This is a genomic window from Fusobacterium ulcerans, from assembly GCF_003019675.1.
GTDB lineage: Bacteria > Fusobacteriota > Fusobacteriia > Fusobacteriales > Fusobacteriaceae > Fusobacterium_A > Fusobacterium_A ulcerans.
In genome coordinates, this window is record NZ_CP028105.1 from 505,303 (window position 1) to 526,789 (window position 21,487).

The following is a 21,487-nucleotide window of genomic DNA, read 5'->3' on the forward strand; positions in this document are numbered from 1 at the left end:
CATTCTGTATATCAAAATTTATTTTTCTAAATACTATATACTTCTATTATATTAAAAATATGATCTCTTACTCTTCTGTAATGATTTAAAATATCCATATAACTTGTAGTAAGCATAGCTATTGGATTTTCCTGTCCACCATCTTGAAGATGTACCTGCTTTGCTTTCCTGTATTTTTCAGTTATTTTGTTAGCTTTAGTTATTGCTTTCATAAGTATATCTCTATTTTTTAAAGCATAAGCTGTATTTACATTTCTAAACAGTTCTCTTGTATCTTCATTAAATTCCTTCAATGTACTTTTTTCTTCATCAGTAAGACTTATAGAATTATCCTGAAGCTTTTTAAGGGAATTAGTTACTCTCATTAGATAATCACTGATAGTTTCATATTCATCACATACTTCAAGATTGTTTCTTGTATCCATTTTCATTTTGTCCGTTATATTCTTATTCAATATAACAAAGTTGGCATCTGTTATTTCTTTCTGGAAGAGATCTAAATCATCTTCTATTTTTCTCATCTGAGCAACTTTTTCTTCTGTGATAAATTCATTGTTTACATAAATATTGTCCAGCGTCCCAAACATCTCTTCAATATATTTCCCCATTGTAAGTATCTCTGTTTTTGTCTGTCCCACTACAACACTTGGGGTTTTAAGCATAAGAAAATCAATCTTAGTAACTCTATCATCTTTCTTCCCATCATCTTTTACTATTTTAGTTAAAAGATCAGCCATAACTCCTATAAAAGGTGTAAAGATCAACACATTTACCACATTAAACATTGTATGAGCTGTAGCTATTGCCATAGTCATATTAGTCTCTGGACTTCCAAAATTTGAAAGAAATTTCAGATAATATGGAAATACTGCTGTTACCCATATAACTCCCAGTGTATTTATGATAGTGTGAGCATAGGCAGCTCTTTTAGCATTTACATTTGCATTTAATGTAGCAAGTATAGCAGTAATAGTTGTTCCTACATTTTCTCCAAGTACCAGAGCAACTGCTGTTGGATAATCAATAAGCCCCTGAACTGCAAGAGTTATTGTGATTCCCAGTGTAGCAGATGATGACTGAACAATAGCTGTAATCAGTGCTCCAATAGCTGCAACTTTTACTACTCCAAAATATGTATCAGCAGAAAACATATGAAACATACTTACAAATTCCGGCATACTTCTTACAGGCTTCAATCCATTACTCATTAATTGAAGTCCCAAGAAAATCATTCCAAGTCCCATAAAAGTAAGAGCCTTAGTTTTTGCTCTATCTCCTTTTAAGAACATATACAATATAGCCCCTGCTCCAACAATCGGCAGACCATATTTTCCTATATTAAGTACAAGTATCCATCCTGTTATTGTTGTCCCTATGTTTGCTCCAAATATTACTCCTAGAGCTTGTTTCAATGTTAATAATGAAGCATTTACGAATCCAATTGTCATAACAGTACTCACTGATGAGGACTGAACAAGCATAGTTACTCCCATTCCCATAAGTATTGCCATAACTCTGTTTGTTGTCAGCAGTGCAAGTATTTTCTTTAATCTCTGCCCTGCTAATTTCTGCATTCCTGATGACATATTGTCCATTCCATAAAGAAATATTCCCAGTCCTCCAAGAACATTAAAAATGATATCTAAATACATTCTTCCTCCTAAGTTTTAATAAACATCTTCAACTGAAAAATATATTATCATTCTAATGTTATTCTATTGTTAATTCTATGTAAAAATTGTGTAAAAAAATCATATTTAAGTTCAAAGTACTATTTTTACTAGCTTTGAAAAGAATATTTTTATTTAAATTTCTATATTTTTTTATATTCCAGTGTAAAAAATATGTGAAAATAAAAAAACAGACGATAGAGTTTTGTTTTCTATCTTCTGCTTTTCAATAAATTAATTAAAATTTTCTTTTAAATATTCTTTTAAACTTGGAAATTTATCAATATAATCTAAACACTCCATATTTTTTAAATTTTGTTCAATAAATGTTTTTCTGATCTCACATAATCTTTTATCATTTAAATTCAATACTTTAATTGTATAATCAGCTTTTTCAACTTTTAATCTTTCTTTTTCTTTTGGAATAATTTTTCCTGTTTTTATATCATAAGTAAAATATTCTTCTGGATCTTCCACTGTAGGATCAATAAATTTTTCTGACCATTGATTTGCCTTAAATTGCCCACAAGTTTTTGGACTTTTACAACCTGTCAGGTAATTAGAATATTCATGCATTAATTCAGGAAATTTTTCTTTAGGTTTTATATGTTCAACTTGACTTTCTTCTACATTTATTTTTAATTCACAGTAAGGACAATAATAATTTTGCTCATATTCAAGCATATAGTTTTTCAATTCTCTCTTTATTTTGTAATCATAAACACGCCAATTATAAAGTCCTTTTTTAGTTTTAAACTTTTTAAAAAATCCAGGCTCTTCTTTTTTATTAATCTTAAACATATTTATTCCTTTCTTCTTTTTCTTTGAATATCCATATCTATAAGGAATAAATCTTTGTCTGTTTCACCTAAAATAGATTTTAATTCAGAATATTTTTCTTTAAAATTATTTGTTTCATATTGATTTTCATCAACCAATTTTCTAACTTCATTTAATAAATCAAAAACTTTAGGATTTCTTGTAGTTTCTAACCCCATGATATCTTCTAATATTCTATCTACAGGCTGTCCATAAGATGTGTATAGTTCTTCTCCTGTTGTTGAAATAACTTCTCCATTTTCATTTTTAGAAAGTAATATTATATTCTCTCTTGGAACACTTCCTAATATATGAGGAGAATGAGTTGCAACTATGATTTGATTGTTTTTTCCTATTCTTTGATATATTTCTATAATTCTTTGCTGCCATTTTGGATGTAAAGAAAGCTCTGGCTCATCAATTAAAATAATGGAGTTTTCAGGTTCTAGCATTTTTATAGCTAAAGTTCTTAGAAATAATTGTTTTTCCCCTGATGAAAGTTGATTTATATCAAATTCATCTCCTGATGAATTAGTAAATACAGGCATACTTTTTTCATCTTTTGATAATCCTGTTAATTTAACATCTAGTTCAAGAATCTCAAATATTCCATTAATTTCTGAATTTACTTTTTCTTTAACTTCTTTCATAGTTAAATTCTCTTCTGTATTTGCCAGATATGTGATTCTGCTGGCAATGTATGAAGGAATATCCTCTATCATTTTTGAATTAACAATATTAAAAAATTCATAATCTCTATGTAAAGTAGTAGTTTTTGTTTTTACTTCATTAAAATTTATTTCAGTAGGAATATATATTAACTTAGGAATTACTTTTATATTTTCTACAATGTTTTGATATCTCTTAAAATCATTTTCTTTATAATACATTAAATAATTTAAACTACTAAGCAAAGACTCCTTTATTTTTTGTTCATCATTTTCTAAAAACAATTCTGCTTTTATTCCTATACCATATCTTCTTATACCCATTTCATTTTTAAAATAATCCCAAATACTTTCCAAGAGTGTTGTTTTTCCACTTCCATTACTTCCAGCTATAACAACAGTATTTAAAATTTCATTCTCTTTTTCAAAATTAATTTTTATATTTTTTAATGCTTTATTATTTTCTATTTCAATACTTTTTATTTTCATATTTTTCCTTTCAACCCTAAATTAAAATATATGAATCCCTATATTTTTTATTTTCATATCCATAATTTTATTTATAAATATCTCCACGACTATCTATATCACATACAATAATTATTATTTCGTCCTGTCTTACTTCAAATATAGCTCTATATTTTCCTATTCTTAATCTAAAGAAATTTTCTTCTTCACATATATATTTCTTTATATCATATCTTTTTATATTTTCAAAATCTTCAGAAATTTCTATGAAGGCTTTTAGAAATTTTATTCCTTCAGCTTTATGCTTTCTTATAAATTTTTCAGCATCTTTTTTATATTTTATTTTATAAAAGCTCATTCAAATTAATTTCCTTTCCTTCATCATCATTATCTATTTTTTCCATCATTTTTTCAAATTCTTTCTGTTCTTCTAAACTTACCTTTTCACAATGAAGAGATAAAAATTCTGCTAAATCTTTTTTTTCAGCTTCCTTGATATAGAAAAGAGCTCCCATTCTTAATACTTCTGAAAAACTTTTCCCTATTTTTTTACAGAAGTCTAAGATTATTTCATTTTCTTCTTCTGTGATAGTAATATTTTTTCTTAATGTACTCATAAAAACCTCCTTTCATCCATATACACATTATACACACTATACACATTGAAGTCAAATTTTTTATTTACAAAAAAAGAAGAGTGATAACACTCTTCTCCATAATCTTTTTAATCTTTTAAGTATTTTTCAAACCAGTTAGTCATTTCTTCAAGTCTTCTTACTCTATGTTTTGGTTTTCCACTTCTTGATAGTTCATGGTTTTCTCCTCTGAACATACAAAGTCTAGCTTCTACACCATGGTATTTTAAAGCTGTAAACATTTGAATTCCTTCAGCAAGCCAGCATCTATAGTCCTCTTCTGAATGGATAAATAGTGTAGGTGTTTTAGCTTTATCTGCATATTTCATTGGTGAATGCCACCATAATTTTTCCTGATTAATCCAAGGAGTTGAAGCATTCTGATCAGCATTGAAATAGTATCCAATATCTGTAGTTCCAAATTTAGATATCCAGTTAGCTATACTTCTTTGAGAAGCAGCACATCTGAATCTGTCAGTATGTCCAATTATCCAGTTAGTCATAAATCCACCATATGACCCACCAGTTACTCCTACTCTGTCAGCTTTGATTGGATATTTTTCCAATACTACATCTGTAAATTTCATTAAATCATCATAGTCAATAGTTCCATATTTTCCTCTGATATCAGCAAAGGCATTTCCTCTACCATCTCCACCACGAGGATTACAGAAGAATACAAAGTATCCCATGTTTGCCCAAACCTGCATTTCATGGTAGAATACTTCTCCAAATACAGTTTTTGGTCCTCCGTGAATATCAAGAATAGCTGGGTAAGTTTTTGTTTCATCATAGTCTACAGGTTTTAATACCCACCCTTCTATTTCTATTCCATCATTTACAAAATTACATTTTTCAGGGATAGAAAGTTTTTTATCTGTATATACATTTTCATTAAATGAAGTAAGCTGAGTTTCTTCTCCATCTTTTAAGCTGTATATTTCTTGAAGTTTGATTCCTCTAAGTCCGACAAAAAGAATTTCATCTCCATGTACATCATATACATCTACTGATCCGTTAGCTTTAGTCAGCACTGTTTCATTTCCAGCAAGGTCTATAGTATTCAAGAAAGAATCTTTAAACACAGTAGTTGGGAAGTATAGTTTTCCATTAACTACTCTGTAAGCTTTTCCTCCTCCATATCTACAGTCTGAACCAACAGTATTTATCATCCATGTATCATGTTTTTTCAGCAATTCAACTTTTCCATTTTTGATAACATAGAAACTTGGATTTTGGTTCATACCATATTCTTTACAGTCATTTAAGGCACATATAACAGCATCTTCTAAGAATTCAGCATAGCTTACTCTAAAGTTTGCATCTATTGGAAGAAGTGTTTCTGTTTTTTTAGAAGCTATATCATAACAGAAAATTCCTTCTCTCTGCTCCAATTTTCCTTCAAATACATTTCCAACATAAAGTACTTTTCCATCTTTGTATGAGAAATAAGTCACAACAGTATGTTCGCAAGTCAATGGTGTAACTTCATTAGATACTCTGTTGTATAGATAAAGTCTGTTTCTTTTTTGGTTAGTGAACCCTCCACCATTGCTCCAGAATGGAATTTCATCAAGAACTTCATAGTCTTTTTCCTCTTTTAATTTTGCAATAGCTTTAGTTCTCTCTTCTCCAGTCATTTCATTTAAGTTAATTCCATAGTTATCATATTTAGCTGTAAGAACAAAGTTATCTTTGTCTATCATTTTTATAGCAGTAACCATAAGAGGAATCTGCATATATTTGTCAGCTTCTCCTCCATTGATATCTATTGAATAATAAGCAGTCCATTTTTCCCCTTGACTTACTTTTTCTTTCAGTTTAGCATCTCTTGTAGCTGGAAAAATAATTGTTGAATTATCTATCCATAAAAATGATCTTTCCTCATTTAAAGATGTCAATTTTGAATATTTTTTAGTTTTATTATTTAGAAGCCAGATATTAGATTGATAATTGTTATCATCATAATTTGTAGTATTTACTACAAAACCTGCATTTTCTCCATTTGGTGAAAATTCAAGATTAGAAAGATATTTGTAGTCTAAAAAATCTTTTAACTTTAGGTTTTCCATTTGTGTGCCTCCATGATTTTAATTGTTTAGTGTCTGAATTATCTCATATTATATATTAGATTCAAGGACTTTACAATTGATTATTTATATTTTTTTATTTGCATAAATTCTATTTTTGACAACACTCTTTTCATTTTAAAAAAAGAATTGCTTATTTTTACAATGAACAACTCCTTTTGTTTTTCTATTGTTTTCAGGCAGAATAAAAATAAATTCAAAATAGCAAGATAATAGTTTTAATGATATACTTTATATGAAAAGAAAATATATTTTAAAGTCAGCAATAAAATTTTGAGCTGAAATAAATAAATTTATTCTTTATTTTAGAATAATAATATATAATCTATTTAGAAGTTTTAGAAAAAATCATACTTAGTAGGAGATAATATGTATTTAAAAGCTGTTGAGATATTTGGATTCAAATCTTTCGGAGAGAGAGTATATATAGAATTCAACAGAGGGATTACATCTATTGTAGGTCCTAATGGAAGTGGAAAATCAAATATTCTGGATGCAGTCCTATGGGTGCTTGGAGAGCAGTCCTATAAAAATATCAGAGCCAAGGAAAGTTCTGATGTCATTTTTTCTGGTGGAAAAGACAAAAAACCGATGAATTCAGCAGAAGTCTCATTATATATAGACAATACTGATTCTTTTCTCCCATTAGAAAATGAAGAAATAAAAGTAACTAGAAAACTTTATGCCACTGGTGATAATGAATACTATATAAATGATGTAAAAACAAGATTAAAAGATATAGGAAATCTGTTTCTTGATACTGGAGTAGGAAAAAGTGCCTATTCAGTTATTGGACAGGGAAAAGTAGAGCGTATTATAGGCTCATCTTCAAAAGAGATAAAGGGAATCATTGAAGAAGCTGCTGGAATAAAAAAGTTTCAGATCAAAAAAAATGAAGCTGTAAAAAACCTCAGCAATGTAGAACTTGAATTAGAAAAGATAGATTTAGTTTTAAGAGAAGTAAAAGAAAACAGAGACAGAGTGGAAAAGCAGGCTGGAAAAGCTCAGGAATACCTCAATCTCAAAGATGAAAGAGATAAGCTGGCAAAAGGTATATACCTCAGTGAATTTAATGAGAAGCAGGCTCAGATAGATGATGGAGATGCAGTAAAGGAAAAACTTACATCTGAAGCTGTGGAACTGGAAAGAGAATTTAACTCTATTGAAAATAGACTTGATGAAATAGACAGAGAAAAGCTGGTACTGAAAAAAGAAATTGAAGAGTTAAGTGGAAAAAATCAGGAACTGAAAAGAGAGATTGAACTTAAAGAGAGAGAAAAAGTAAGAATAAGCGAGAGAGTAGAGGGATATAAAAGAGAGGTCAGCGACAGACATGAAAGAATGAAAAGCAGCGATCTCAAAATATCTGAAAAACTCAAATCTCTTGATATGCTTGTTGAAGAAAGAGAGACTTTAAAGGAAAAAATAGAAAAACTTTCAGAGGAAAATTTAAAATTTGAATCACAGCTGAAAGAACTGGAAAACACAAAAAAAGAATTTGATCTGGGAATGGAACTTAAAAAGAAAAAAGTTATGGAGCTGGAACTGGAAAAGTTAAAGCTTTTAAACGAAATAGAAAGTTCAAGCAGAAGAGTAAAAGGAAGCAACACTAAAATTGCAAATCTTAGAGAAGAGCTTTCATCCTATGATATAAAATTGAACTCTGCTGTAACTGAACTGGGAAAAGCTGAAATTTCAAAAATTGAAAAAGAGAAAAAACTTATTGAAATTGAAGAGAGAGGAACATTTCTGGAAGAAGAGATAAGTAAACTCAGTCAGAGAAGCAACAAACTTTCTGAAATTGTGAGAACTGCTGAATATGATGAAAAAAGACATTCAGCTAAACTTCAGGCTCTTGTGAGAATGGAAGAAAATAATGAAGGATTCTTCAAAGGAGTAAAGGAAGTCCTCAATAGTAAAATTATTGGAATAGAAGGTGTATTTATTTCTCTTGTAACCATTCCTGAGAAATTAGAAAAGGCAATTGAAGCTGGAATACCGGGAAATATACAGGATATTGTTGTTGATACTGGAGATACAGCTAAAAAAGCAATCAATTTCCTTAAAGAAAGAAAAGCTGGAAGAGCTTCATTTCTTGCTCTTGATACTATCAAAGTTCCTGCAAAAAGAGATATAAAAATAAATATCCCCGGAGTAATAGGAAGAGCTGCTGAACTGGTAACAGCTGATGAGAGATATAGGAGTGTTGTAGAATTTGTACTTGGAAATCTCCTTATAGTTGAAAATCTGGATACAGCGTTAAAAATAGTAAAAAATAATATGTTTATGGGAAATGTAGTAACTCTTTCTGGAGAACTTATGAGTTCAAGAGGAAGAATAACTGGAGGAGACTCTGGTAACTCTACAGCCAGTCAGATATTTGAAAGAAAGAAAGAGATAAGAACTCTCAAAGAAACTGTGGAAAAACTTACCAGCACTATAAAAAATGCTTCTGCTGAACAAAACGAAATAAGCAAAAATCTGGAAAATTTTGAAAATGAAATAGACAAAATAGATTCTTTGGAAGATGGAGTTAGAAAACAACTTAAACTTGCTGAAGAACTATATAATGATTACATTTTGAAAAAAGAAAGAATAGAAAAAGACAGAAGAGTTGTAAAAGTAGAACTAGAAGAGGAAGAAAAATACAGTCAGGAATTTGAAAAAAGAATAAACAGCTCTAAAGATGAAAGAGAAAGAGTTGATCAGGTTATTGCTGAAATCAAAGCTGATGAAGAGCATGAAACTGAAAGAATCAGAGAAATAAACAGTAACATTGAAAAGAAAAAAGAGGAGTTTTCAGATGTAAGAATTCTCTTTATGAATAGTCAGGACAGGCTTGGACAGCTGGACAGAGAAGAGGAAAGAGAAAAGAAAGAGTATGAATTCCTTGTAGATGAAAAAAGAAACATGGAGGAAAAGACTGCTTTTCTTGAAAATGAAATAATTTCTCTGGAAGAAAAAGAAAAGATATTAAAGTCAGAAATTGAAGAGAGAATAAATAAATATGAAAGTGAAAATACAGAAGTCCAAGAAAGAAAAGTAAAAAATGAAGCTCTTACAGAAGAGGAAAGAGCTCTCAACAAGAAAAGAAAAGAAACTGAAAGTTATCTGCTTCATAAGAGAGACAGCTTAAACAGAGTAGAAGAAAGTCTGGAAAGAACTAAGATTGATTTGGAAAGACTGAAAGATATTCTGAGTACTCTTGAAGAAGTAGAAGCTATAGAAGTTGAAGAAGAAAAACTAAAAGAGTTAAAAGACAGATTAAAAATTCTAGACAACAGATTAAAAAATTTCCAAGCAGTAAATCTGCTGGCAATAGAAGAATTTAAAGAATTGAATAATAAATACATTTTCCTTACTACTCAAAAGGACGACCTTGTTAAAGGGAAAGATGTACTGATGGAATTAATCAAAGAAATTGATGATACTATTCATGAAAAATTCTTTACTGCCTACAAAGAGATAGATGCTAACTTTAATCAAATGTGTATGGAAACTCTTAATAACTCTGAAGGTAAACTTCTTGTTATTAATCCTGAAAACTTTGATGAATGTGGTGTTGAAATATTTGTAAAATTCAAAAATAAAAAAAGACAGACACTGTCTCTTCTTTCAGGAGGAGAAAAATCTATGGTAGCTATAGCATTTATTATGTCTATCTTTATGTACAAGCCTAGTCCGTTTACATTCCTTGATGAAATAGAAGCGGCACTGGACGAAAAAAATACTAGAAAACTTATTGGAAAATTAAAAGAATTTACTGAAAAATCTCAGTTTATCCTTATCACTCATAATAAAGATACTATGAGAGAATCAGAATCTATATTTGGGGTAACTATGAATAAAGAGATAGGTATCTCTAAAATAGTTCCTGTTAAATTCTAAAGACAAAAAAATAGGACTCTCACAAAATGTGAAGTCCTATTTTTTTATCTATATATTAAAACATCTTGGGGAAAGATTTATAAGATAATAGTACCAAGCTTTTATGTCAGTTATGTTACAATCATATTAAAAAACTATTCAATAATAAATTAGCTTTTAAAGAAAAATAAAGCTATAATATAGTATAAAACATATGACAGAAAGGAGAATTATGGGAAAAAAAGTAATTAAAGATTTAATACACAGCTATATCACAATAGATATTGATGTTCAAAAAATTGTAGATACTCCATCTTTTCAGAGATTGAAAAGGATAAAACAGCTTACTTGCGAATATCTTTTCCCTTCTCTCAACCACACAAGATATGAGCACTCCCTCGGAGTAATGAAACTGGCTTGTGATTTTTTCGACTCTTTAAATAAAAATATGGATAATTTTGGAATCTCTAAAGAACAGATAGAAAATTATAGATTTCATATAAAATTTGCTGCTCTTCTGCATGATGTAGGACATGCTCCCCTTTCTCATCTGGGAGAATCTTTTTATGACAAGGAAGAAATTTACAAGTCATTAATTGAAAACCTTTCAAGTGAAAAAGAAGCTGACAAAATATTTAAAGATAAAAAGGGAAATATTGTAGGAAGCCCTCATGAATTAATGTCATGTCTATGTATTATAAGAAAATTGAGACCTGCTCTTACAGAAATGAATCCCAATATAAATATAGAATTAATTTGCAGAATAATAATAGGTAATCAGTATCATGATAAAAATTTATGGCTGGAAAATATTCTCATAGAAATAGTCAATTCTAAAACAATAGATGTAGATAAGCTTGATTATTTAATCAGAGACAATCATATGAGTGGATACATAGCTCCTAGAATTGATATTGAAAGACTTTTCTCATGTACTTTCATAGGTGAAGATAAAAAATTAAAATACAGTTCTAAAGCTATCCCTGCTATGCAGTCTGTTGTTGATTCAAGAGATTTGCTCTATCTTTGGGTATATAACCACCATATCTCTGTTTACACTGAATTTATCATAAGAGATATACTTGGTCATTTTATGAAGCTCTATGAGGAGCAAAATGGAAAATATCCTGAAGAGATGAATAAAAAAGAGTTCTTCTCTACTGAAGCAATAATAGATAATTTAGTAATAGATGATGATATCTACTCTCATTTAAGAAAAGCATACTTGGCTTCTCTCAAAGGAAAAACTGTTGAATACACTTCTGTTGTTATGAAGCAGCTAATGGAAAGAAAATTCTTAAAACCTCTATGGAAAACTATTTATGAATATGAATGTCTGGAAGATGAGCTGGAACTGGAAAAGTTGGTAACAGACAGATTAGATGCAATATTAAAAGATAATGAAAAAATAAAAAAAATAGTTGGAGAAATAGGAGAAGCTCTTAACCTAAAAAAAGGCGAAATATTTATAATAACAAGATACAATAAATTTTATCATGCAGTATCTGAAGCTAAAATATATGTATCTCTTAATGGAGAAGATAAACTTCTCTCAGATCTTCTCCCACAAAAAAGTTTCAAAAGATTCAGTAATATATCATTTTATATATTTGGTCCTGGAGAAAAGAAAGAAGAAATTAAAAAGTTATTTCTGAAAATAATAAAAAATGAATTGTAATTTAGACAAAAAAAATAGGGCTCTCACAAAATGTGAAGTCCTATTTTTTTATCTATATATTAAAACATCTTGGGGAAAGATTTATAAGATAATAGTACCAAGCTTTTATGTCAGTTATGTTACAAAGAAAAAAATAATAATTCATAATAAAATTTATTGTAAATTAACTCAAAATTCATCAACTATTAATTTTGCTAATCTGTGATTATACAGTATTCTTTTTAACATTTTGACTTTTTATAGATTTATGTTATAATTAAGTTGAAAGACCCTTTGGGGCACTTGTAAATTGAGATAAAAACGTGATGAGTTCGGCTCTCTCTTTTGAGGGAGCCTTTCTTATGCTTATGAGTAAGTCACGTTTCTCGTAGGTAGTAGATCTCAATTTACAAGGAGGTACTATATGTACATCTATATTCACACACTTTCAATTAATGGAGGAATAGCTATAGCTTTCTTCATTTTGCTTGGTGGTGGTATAAGAACAAATAGTAGCCTCAGCCCCTTAGGGGCTTTTTAATTTTTCTAAACTTTTATTTCTCCACTTTCTATTAAAAATATTTAATTTTTTCTTACAAAATATATACAATAAGATTTAATGGTTATTTTAACAATCAGCGACACTTTAAATCACATATTCCTTATATATTTACAAAATATTTTTTCATGTCTATAAAGGAATTGAGTAATTTTTCACTAAATGATTAAATATATTTAATATTTATAGGATATAATAAGTTCTATCTATACAACTAAGGAGGACCATATGTTTAATGATATACTTTTAACAGATAACATTAATTTTATTTTAGTTTTTTTAGGAGGAATATTTTCATTCTTTTCTCCCTGTATTATTCCACTTTTACCTGTTTATATGAGCTATCTCTCAGGAAATACTGCTGTGACAGATGAAAATGGAAATCTTTCTTATAATCAGAAAAAGGTATTCATTCACACTATTTTCTTTATTCTTGGTATATCAGCAGCTTTCTTTATTCTAGGGCTCTCTTTTTCTAAATTAGGAGGTTTCTTTAATTCCAATAGAGTTCTTTTCACTAGAATAAGTGGAGTACTTATTTTATTTCTAGGTCTATTCCAAATAGGTTTATTAAAAAATAATTTCATGGAAAGAGAACATAGAATAGGTTTTGACTCTAAAGAAATAAATCCACTAATTGCTTTTATTATAGGCTTTACTTTTAGCTTTGCATGGACACCATGCATAGGACCAGTGCTGTCTACTGTTCTTATTATGGCATCTGGAGCTAAAACTGCTTTTATGGGTAATATGCTCATATTAGTATACACTTTAGGATTTGTTATTCCATTTTTACTTCTAGGAGTATTTACAACAAAAATTTTAAACTTTTTAAAAGCAAAAAAATCTTTCTTAAAATACAGTATAAAAATCAGTGGAGCTATTTTAATAATAATTGGAATTATGACTTTAAGCGGATTTAATTTGAATATATTAGCTGCTGGACAGCAGCCACAAAATGCAAATGCAGACTATATTGCTAAAGCAGAAGAACCAGCCAAAGAAGCTAAGGAAGAAAAACTTCCAGCTTTTGATTTTGAGCTGAAAGATCAATATGGAAATACTCATAAACTTTCAGACTATAAGGGAAAAGTTGTTTTTCTTAATTTCTGGGCTACATGGTGCCCTCCTTGCAGAGAAGAAATGCCTCATATAGAAGAAATCTATAAGGAATATGGCTACAATAAAAATGATGTTGTTATATTAGGAGTTGCAAGTCCAGCAACTGCTGAAAATCCTTCACCCCAAGATGAATCAGAAGAAAAAATAAAAGCTTTTCTTACTAAAAATAATTATACATTTCCTGTAGTATTTGATGTAAAAGGAGAGATTTTAAGAAATTATTATATCAATGCTTTTCCTACTACTTTTATGATAGATAGAGAAGGAAATATAATGGGATATGTTGCAGGTGGTCTATCTAAAGAAAATATGAAAAAAATAATCGAAATGACATTAAATAACGAAAAATAATAATTAAAAAAAAGAAATGATAGTTTCTACTTGAATAATATAATATACAAATTGTAAGTTAGTGTATTAATAGTATATTAATAAGGAGGACTATTATGAGTAATAAAAGTTTTATGGATGTGTTGAAAAACAGAAGGACTATATATACTCTTTCTAAAGAAACAACTATTCCTAATGAAAAAATAGAAGAAATAATAAAAGATGCAGTAAAACATGTTCCATCTGCATTTAATAATCAAAGTGCAAGAGTTATGATACTTTATGGGGAAAACCACAAAAAATTATGGGAAATTGTTATGAATACTCTTCGTAAAGTAGTACCCGCTGGAAATTTTGAAACAACTGAAAATAAGATTAAAGGATTGGCTAATTCTTATGGAACAGTTCTTTTCTTTGACTCTACTAGAACAACAAAAGAACTTATGGAGAAATTCCCTTTATATAGAGATAATTTTCCAGTGTGGGCTGAACAATCTAATGGAATGTTGCAGTTTGCTATATGGGCTCTTCTTGAAGAACAAGGATTAGGAGCAAGTCTTCAACATTACAATCCTTTGATTGATGATGAAGTAAAAGATGTCTTTGGAATACCTAAATCTTGGAAACTTATAGCACAAATGCCTTTTGGAAAACCAACTGCTCCTGCAACTGGTAAAGAGTTTCTTCCAATAGAAAAAAGAGTTATAATTTTATAATATACCAACATTATGAGACGAAATCATTCATTTCGTCTCTTTTTTTTATTGTCAAAGTATGAAATTTAAGTTATAATTATAACAGCGAAATAAAATATCTTGGAGGAGGACAAATATGAATAAAAAAAGAATTTTAGCTCTTATGCTATGTGCAGCTTTGAGTATTTCAGCTTTTGGAGTTGAATTCAAAGAAGGAACATATGTAGGTGAAGCTAAAGGATACAGAGGAGAGGTAAAAGTTGAAGTAAAAACTTCTAAAAATAAAATTGAAGAAGTAAAGGTAATAAAAAATACTGATACTCCTATAATCTCTGAATCAGCAGCAAAAAAAGTTCCTGAACAAATAGTAAAATATCAATCTTTAAGAGTAGACGGAGTCTCTGGTGCTACTGGTACAAGCAGAGCTCTTACTTCAGCTGTAAGAAATGCTCTTAAAAATTCTGGAGCTGATCTTAAAGAATTAAATAAAAAACCTGTTATAGAAGCTAAAAAATTAGTAAAAGAAACTCAAAATAAAGATGTAGTTGTAATTGGAGCAGGGGGAGCAGGTCTTGTTGCTGCTATTGAAGCTAAAAATAATGGTGCTAAAAATGTAATTGTACTTGAAAAAATGGCTTTTGCTGGAGGAAATACTCTTATATCTGGTGGAGAATATGCTGCCCCTAACAACTGGGTACAGGTTAAAAAAGGATTAAAAGACAGCAATGATGCTTTCTATAATGATATACTAAAAGGTGGAGACAACGAAGGTGATCCTAAATTAGTAAGAGTTCTAGCTGATAATGCCCTAAGCGGTGCTGAATGGTTAAAGGACTACATCAACATGACTTTTGAAGACAGACAGATGTTCTTTGGTGGACACTCTGTAGAGAGAAGTCTTGTTCCTCAAGGGGCTACTGGAGTTGAAATGATATCTAAGCTTCTTGCTAAAGCTGAAGAATTAAATATTCCTGTATTATATGAAACTCCTGCTACAGAACTTATAGTTGATAAGGGAAGAGTTACAGGAGTAAAAGCAGTAAGTGAAGATAAAGAATATACTTTCCTTGCTAAAGATGGAGTTATCCTAGCTACTGGTGGATTTGGTTCTAATCTTGAAATGAGAGTTAAATACAACAAAGATGTAGATGAAAATATTCTTTCTACAAACACAGTTGGAATAACTGGTGATGGAATAACTATGGCTGAAAAAATAGGTGCACAGCTTGAAGATATGCCGTTTATCCAAACTTACCCTACTTGTGATCCTATAAGTGGAGCTCTTCTTTACTTTGGAGATGTAAGACTTGTTGGTGGAAGTATTCTTGTTAATCAGGAAGGAAAACGTTTTGTTGAAGAATTAGAAAGAAGAGACGTTATCTCTATGGCTATAAAAAACCAAACTGGAAATGCTGCTTACCAATTCTGTGATGAAGCACAGGTAAAATTAAGCGGAGTAGCTGAGCACCATGCTGATGAAGTAAACTACTTATTTAATAATAAACTTTTAGTTAAAGCTGATACTATCAAAGAAGCTGCTGATTTCTTTGGAATAGATGCTGCTGAACTTGAAAAAACTGTAGCAAAGTATAATCAATATGCTAAAGATGGAAAAGATCTTGAATTTAATAAAAGAGGAAAACTTACTCCATTTGAAGCAAAAGGGCCTTTCTATATTATGAAAGCTGTTCCTGCTGTACATCATACAATGGGTGGAGTAAAAATTGATGAGAATGCAAGAGTTATAAATACTAAAGGTAAAGTAATAAAAGGACTTTATGGAGCTGGAGAAGTTACTGGAGATATCCATGGAACTAATCGTCTAGGTAGTGATGCAATTGCTGATATTACAGTATTTGGAAGAATTGCTGGACAAAATGTAGTTAAAGATAATAAATAATAATATAATATGAATAATTAAGAATGACCTAAAATTATATTATATGAATAACTTAAAAACTAGATTAAGTTTTAAAAGTTATTTATGTATATTTTTCTAAAAGGTCATTCTTTTTTTATTGAATTTATTTTTTAAAATATTTTTTGAAAAAAATAGATTTTTTCGCTACAATTGCTATTGATATTATACACTTTTTAAAGTATAATTAAATTAAGAATAGTAGTACATGAATGGACTACTTAAAATTCAGAGGGAGGAAGTTATGCAAGATGTGGTAGACAAATTAATGAATTTTGGATTTACCAGAACAGAAGCTATAGTCTATATAACCTTGCTGAAATCAGGAAAAACAAATGGTTATAAGTTAGCTAAGGAACTAAATCTCTCAAGATCCACTGTGTATCAGGCTTTAGAGTCTTTATATAAAAATGGATATATATTCATGATCCCTAATGGAAGTAAAGAATATGAGGCAAAAGAACCAGAAAAGATCTTTGAAGAAATAGAAAAAAAATTTCATAAAAATGCTGAAAGTATAAAAAAGCAGCTTAAAAATATAGAAAGACCTTTAAAGAAAGATTATTATCTAAGAATAGAAGGTTATGAAAACATTATTCATACTCTTCATAATGTAATAAAAGACGCTAAAAAAGAAATATATTTAAATACAGACTTCAACCTTGAAATAATGGAAGCTGATTTAAAAGAAGCAGTTAAAAGAGGAGTTAGAATTATAATATTTTCTTTTAATAAACTAGAAGATATTGGGGAAGATATAGAGTATTATCACAAAACTGAATTGAAAGAAACTCATAAAAATCCAAAAAGAATAATGATGGTAACAGATCTTCATAACAGTTTCGTAGTGACCAATACTGGCGATAAAATGATAGGTACTCTCACAGACAATGAAGTCTATGTACAAATAATCTCTGAGCATATACATAGTGATATCTACATGGCAAGACTAGCTGAAATATATGAAAAATCTTTCGAAAAGAAAATCAGTATAAACAGCCTTCATGAAAAGAAAAACTTTATTCAGTAACAGGGGGAACAATGTTTGAAAGAAGCAGCGGTATATTAATGCATATAACTTCTCTTCCTAGTAAATATGGAATAGGAGACTTTGGAAAAAAAGCATATGAATTTGTAGATTTTCTTGAAAGATCTGAACAGAAATTATGGCAGATACTTCCTATGGGGCCTACAGGATATGGAGATTCACCTTATCAATCTTTCTCAGCCTTTGCAGGAAATCCCTATTTTATAGATTTGGAAGAATTTGTAGAGCTTGAATATATAGATGATAATGATCTTACTCCTTTAAGAGAGATCAATTATGATGATAATCTCGACTATGAACAGGTAAATGAAAGAAAAACTAAACTTTTAAAAAATATTTTTGAAATTTTCTTGAAAAAAATAGAAAAAAATGTTGAAATAGAGGGAGACTTCAAAAGTTTTAAAGAAAAAAATGCTTACTGGTTGGACAACTATGTTTTGTATATGGCATTGAAAGAAAAATTTTCTGGAAAATCATGGCAGAACTGGCCTAAATATTACAAATATAGAAATTTAAAAAAAATTGAAAAAAATGATGAAAAAATGAAAAAAAATATAGATTATTTTTCATTTGTGCAATATACTTTCTATAATCAATGGTTTAGATTGAAATCTTATGCAAATTCCAAAGGAATAAGCATAATTGGAGATATTCCTATTTTCGTAGCAACAGATAGTGCTGATACATGGAGTGAATCAAAAATATTCCAATTTGATAAATATAAAAGACCAAAAAGAGTATCAGGATGTCCTCCAGACTATTTCAGCAAAGATGGACAGTTGTGGGGAAATGTACTGTATGATTGGAAATATCTTAAAAAAACAAATTATGACTGGTGGATAAAAAGAATAGCTTACTGTTTTGAGATATATGACATTGTCAGAATAGATCATTTCAGAGGATTTGAAGCTTATTGGAGTATTCCAGCAAAAGATGCTACTGCTGTGAGAGGACACTGGGAAAAAGGTCCTGGAATGGATTTCTTCAGAGCAGTTGAAAGAAGACTTGGAAAACTTCCAATAATAGCTGAGGATTTAGGACTTCTTACTGAAAGAGTAAAAAAACTTTTAAAAAGGAGTGGTTTTCCTGGAATGAAAGTGCTTGAATTCGCTTTCGATTCAGAAGACAGCGATTACCTGCCTCATAAATATGAAGAAAATTGTGTAGCATATACTGGAACTCACGATAATAATACTGTAACTGGATGGTATGAAACTATCTCACCAGAAACTAAAAACTATTGTGATGAATACTTAAAAAAATATCTTAGTAAATTTGAAAGTGATTACTGGCTTCCTATCAATTTAAGATTCATTGATGCTATTTGGGCATCAAAAGCAAATATAGTAATAGCTCAGATGCAGGACTTTATTGGTCTGGGAGAAAATGGAAGAATGAATGCTCCATCTACATTAGGAAAAAACTGGAAATGGAGACTTGATGAAAAATATATTACTGATGAATTGTGCAATGGGATAAAAATGGTGACTAGAAAATTTAAAAGATAAACAAACTGTTAAGGGGAGAAAATATGAAAATTGAAAAGAACGAACTGAAGAAGCAAATTGAAAAATATGTAAAAATAAGTTTTGGTAAAGACATAACTGAAGCCAACGAATTTGAAATTTACAGAGCTTTAGGGCAGGCTATTATTGAAGAGATTTCTGAAGACTGGTTTGAAACTAAAAAACTTTATTCACAAAAGAAGCAGGCATTTTATCTTTCAGCTGAATTTCTTATGGGTAGAGCATTAGGAAATAACCTTATCAACCTTGGATTATTAAATGAGGTAAAAGAAGTGCTGGCAGAATATGGTATTGATTACAATAAGGTAGAAGATGAGGAAGAAGATTCAGCTTTAGGAAATGGAGGGCTGGGAAGACTGGCTGCATGTTTCTTAGATTCCCTTGCAACTCTTAACCTACCTGGACAAGGGTATGGTATCAGATATAGAAATGGTATCTTTAACCAGACTTTCAAAGATGGATATCAAGTAGAAAAACCTGAAACTTGGTTAAAATATGGAGATGTATGGTCTATAGAAAGACCAGCTGATGAAGTAATCGTAAGTTTTGGAGATGAAGATGTAAGAGCTGTTCCTTATGATATGCCTATAATAGGATATGGAACTAAAAATATAAATACTTTGAGACTTTGGGAAGCTCATTCAATAGTAGACCTTGATCTTGGAAAATTTAATCAGCAGGATTATCTTCATGCTACTCAGGAAAAAACAAGAGCAGAAGATATATCAAGAGTCCTTTATCCTAATGACTCAACTGATGAAGGTAAAAAACTGAGACTGAAGCAGCAGTATTTCTTTGTATCTGCTTCATTGCAGGATATCCTAAGGAAATTCAAAAAAATCCATGGAAGAGATTTTGATAAATTTGCTGAATTTACAGCTATTCAATTAAATGATACTCATCCTGTTATAGCTATTCCTGAATTAATGAGACTTCTTTTAGATGTAGAGGGAGTGTCTTGGGAAAAGGCATGGGGAATAGTTGAAAAAACTTTCTCATATACTAACCATACAATACTTGCAGAAGCTCTTGAAAAATGGTGGGTTGGACTTTATGAGCAGGTTGTACCAAGAGTATATCAGATAACTCAGGGGATAAATGATCAACTAAAAGGATTCCTTGCTGAAAAATTTCCTAATGATCCAGCTAGACAAGGAAGAATGGCTGTCATACAGGGAAATATGATTCATATGGCATGGCTTGCTATTTATGGAAGCCACACAATAAATGGAGTTGCTGCTCTTCATACAGAAATTCTTAAAAAGAAAGAATTAAAAGACTGGTATGAAATATATCCTGAGAAATTCCAAAATAAGACTAATGGGATAACACAAAGAAGATGGCTTCTTCAATCAAATCCACAACTAGCAAAGCTGATAACTGAACTCCTTGGAGATGGATGGATCACTGATTTGAGCCAGTTAAAAAGATTAGAAGAATATATTGATGATGAGGGAATTTTAAGAAGAATCCTTGAAATCAAACATGATAAAAAAATAGAATTAGTTAATTATTTAAGAGAAACTCAAGGAATAGAAATTAATCCAAACTCAATATTTGACATGCAGATAAAGAGACTTCATGAATATAAAAGACAGCTTTTAAATATATTCCATGTTATTGGACTGTATCATAAATTAAAATTAAATCCATCTATGGAATTTAATCCAGTTACTTATATCTATGGAGCAAAGGCTGCCCCAGGATATTTGATGGCTAAAGGTATAATCAGGCTTATCAATGAAGTAGCTCAAGTTGTAAACAGAGACCCTGATGTAAATGGAAAATTAAAAATAGTTTTTGTTGAAAACTATAGAGTATCAGTAGCAGAGAAATTATTCCCAGCAGCTGATATCTCTGAACAGATATCTACAGCTGGAAAAGAAGCTTCTGGAACTGGAAATATGAAATTTATGCTGAATGGTGCTTTAACTATTGGAACTTTAGATGGTGCCAATGTGGAAATAGTAGAAGAAGCAGGAATAGAAAATAACTATATCTTCGGATTAAAAGTTAATGAAATAGAAGAAATGAGAACTAAAGGATATGACCCTCATGTTCCGTACAATAATGTACAAGGGTTGAAAAGAATAGTGGATTCATTGATTGATGGTACTTTTAACGATCTTGGAACTGGAATCTATGGAAATATTCATAGATCTCTTATGGAAAATGCTCCTTGGCAGCAAGCTGACCAATACTTTGTATTAGAAGATTTTGAAGCTTACAGAAAGGCTCATAAAACTATCAATAAAGAATACAGAGATAGAATAGGATGGGCTAAAAAACAGCTTATGAATATTGCTAATGCAGGAAAATTCTCATCTGACAGAACTATAAAAGAATATGCAGACGAAATATGGCATATAGAACCAGCTAAACTATAGGCTGGTTCATGTAACATCTTTGTTATCA

14 protein-coding genes are annotated in these 21,487 nt (G+C 30.0%); 8 read left to right on the top strand and 6 right to left on the bottom strand.

Going from position 1 to position 21,487, the window contains the following annotated elements:
- Positions 1–26: 26 nt before the first annotated feature.
- The 6 genes from C4N20_RS02390 to C4N20_RS02415 all read right to left on the bottom strand — a co-directional run bounded on the left by C4N20_RS02390 (position 27) and on the right by C4N20_RS02415 (position 6,332).
- Positions 27–1,652 carry a Na/Pi cotransporter family protein gene (locus tag C4N20_RS02390; RefSeq protein ID WP_005981255.1) on the bottom strand — a complete coding sequence of 542 codons (1,626 nt, stop codon included), beginning with the start codon at positions 1,650–1,652 and terminating at the stop codon, positions 27–29.
- 252 nt (positions 1,653–1,904) lie between these two features.
- Positions 1,905–2,471 carry a retron system putative HNH endonuclease gene (locus tag C4N20_RS02395; protein ID WP_005981254.1) on the bottom strand — a complete coding sequence of 189 codons (567 nt, stop codon included), beginning with the start codon at positions 2,469–2,471 and terminating at the stop codon, positions 1,905–1,907.
- A gap of 2 nt (positions 2,472–2,473) precedes the next feature.
- The gene (locus C4N20_RS02400) at positions 2,474–3,646 is read right to left on the bottom strand and encodes an AAA family ATPase (protein ID WP_005981252.1); all 1,173 of its coding nucleotides are present in this window, start codon (positions 3,644–3,646) and stop codon (positions 2,474–2,476) included.
- Between the two features lie 67 nt (positions 3,647–3,713).
- Positions 3,714–3,983, bottom strand: a complete 270-nt coding sequence (locus tag C4N20_RS02405) for a type II toxin-antitoxin system RelE family toxin (protein ID WP_005981250.1) — start codon at positions 3,981–3,983, stop codon at positions 3,714–3,716.
- Entirely contained in the window at positions 3,970–4,242 is a 273-nt protein-coding gene (locus tag C4N20_RS02410; RefSeq protein ID WP_005981248.1) for a hypothetical protein, read from the bottom strand. Before C4N20_RS02410 ends, C4N20_RS02405 begins: the two co-directional genes overlap by 14 nt.
- Before the next feature lie 107 nt (positions 4,243–4,349).
- Positions 4,350–6,332, bottom strand: coding sequence for an alpha/beta hydrolase family protein (locus tag C4N20_RS02415; RefSeq protein ID WP_005981246.1), 1,983 nt, complete (start codon positions 6,330–6,332; stop codon positions 4,350–4,352).
- Positions 6,333–6,719: 387 nt separating this feature from the next.
- Between C4N20_RS02415 and smc the strand changes: the two genes are divergently transcribed.
- The 8 genes from smc (at position 6,720) to C4N20_RS02455 (ending at position 21,459) form a co-directional block, all read left to right on the top strand.
- Entirely contained in the window at positions 6,720–10,238 is a 3,519-nt protein-coding gene (gene smc, locus C4N20_RS02420) for a chromosome segregation protein SMC (protein ID WP_005981244.1), read from the top strand.
- A gap of 211 nt (positions 10,239–10,449) precedes the next feature.
- Positions 10,450–11,895, top strand: a complete 1,446-nt coding sequence (locus tag C4N20_RS02425) for an HD domain-containing protein (protein ID WP_005981242.1) — start codon at positions 10,450–10,452, stop codon at positions 11,893–11,895.
- Between the two features lie 766 nt (positions 11,896–12,661).
- The gene (locus C4N20_RS02430) at positions 12,662–13,906 is read left to right on the top strand and encodes a redoxin domain-containing protein (protein ID WP_005981239.1); all 1,245 of its coding nucleotides are present in this window, start codon (positions 12,662–12,664) and stop codon (positions 13,904–13,906) included.
- 95 nt (positions 13,907–14,001) lie between these two features.
- On the top strand, positions 14,002–14,601 hold the full coding sequence (locus C4N20_RS02435; protein ID WP_005981237.1) for a nitroreductase family protein: 600 nt from the start codon (positions 14,002–14,004) through the stop codon (positions 14,599–14,601).
- Between the two features lie 115 nt (positions 14,602–14,716).
- On the top strand, positions 14,717–16,480 hold the full coding sequence (locus C4N20_RS02440) for a flavocytochrome c (RefSeq protein WP_005981234.1): 1,764 nt from the start codon (positions 14,717–14,719) through the stop codon (positions 16,478–16,480).
- Between the two features lie 262 nt (positions 16,481–16,742).
- On the top strand, positions 16,743–17,528 hold the full coding sequence (locus C4N20_RS02445; RefSeq protein WP_005981232.1) for a TrmB family transcriptional regulator: 786 nt from the start codon (positions 16,743–16,745) through the stop codon (positions 17,526–17,528).
- A gap of 11 nt (positions 17,529–17,539) precedes the next feature.
- Complete coding sequence (gene malQ / locus C4N20_RS02450; protein WP_005981230.1) at positions 17,540–19,054, top strand: 4-alpha-glucanotransferase; 1,515 nt, start codon at positions 17,540–17,542, stop codon at positions 19,052–19,054.
- Positions 19,055–19,077: 23 nt separating this feature from the next.
- Positions 19,078–21,459 carry a glycogen/starch/alpha-glucan phosphorylase gene (locus C4N20_RS02455; RefSeq protein WP_005981228.1) on the top strand — a complete coding sequence of 794 codons (2,382 nt, stop codon included), beginning with the start codon at positions 19,078–19,080 and terminating at the stop codon, positions 21,457–21,459.
- Positions 21,460–21,487 lie beyond the last annotated feature (28 nt).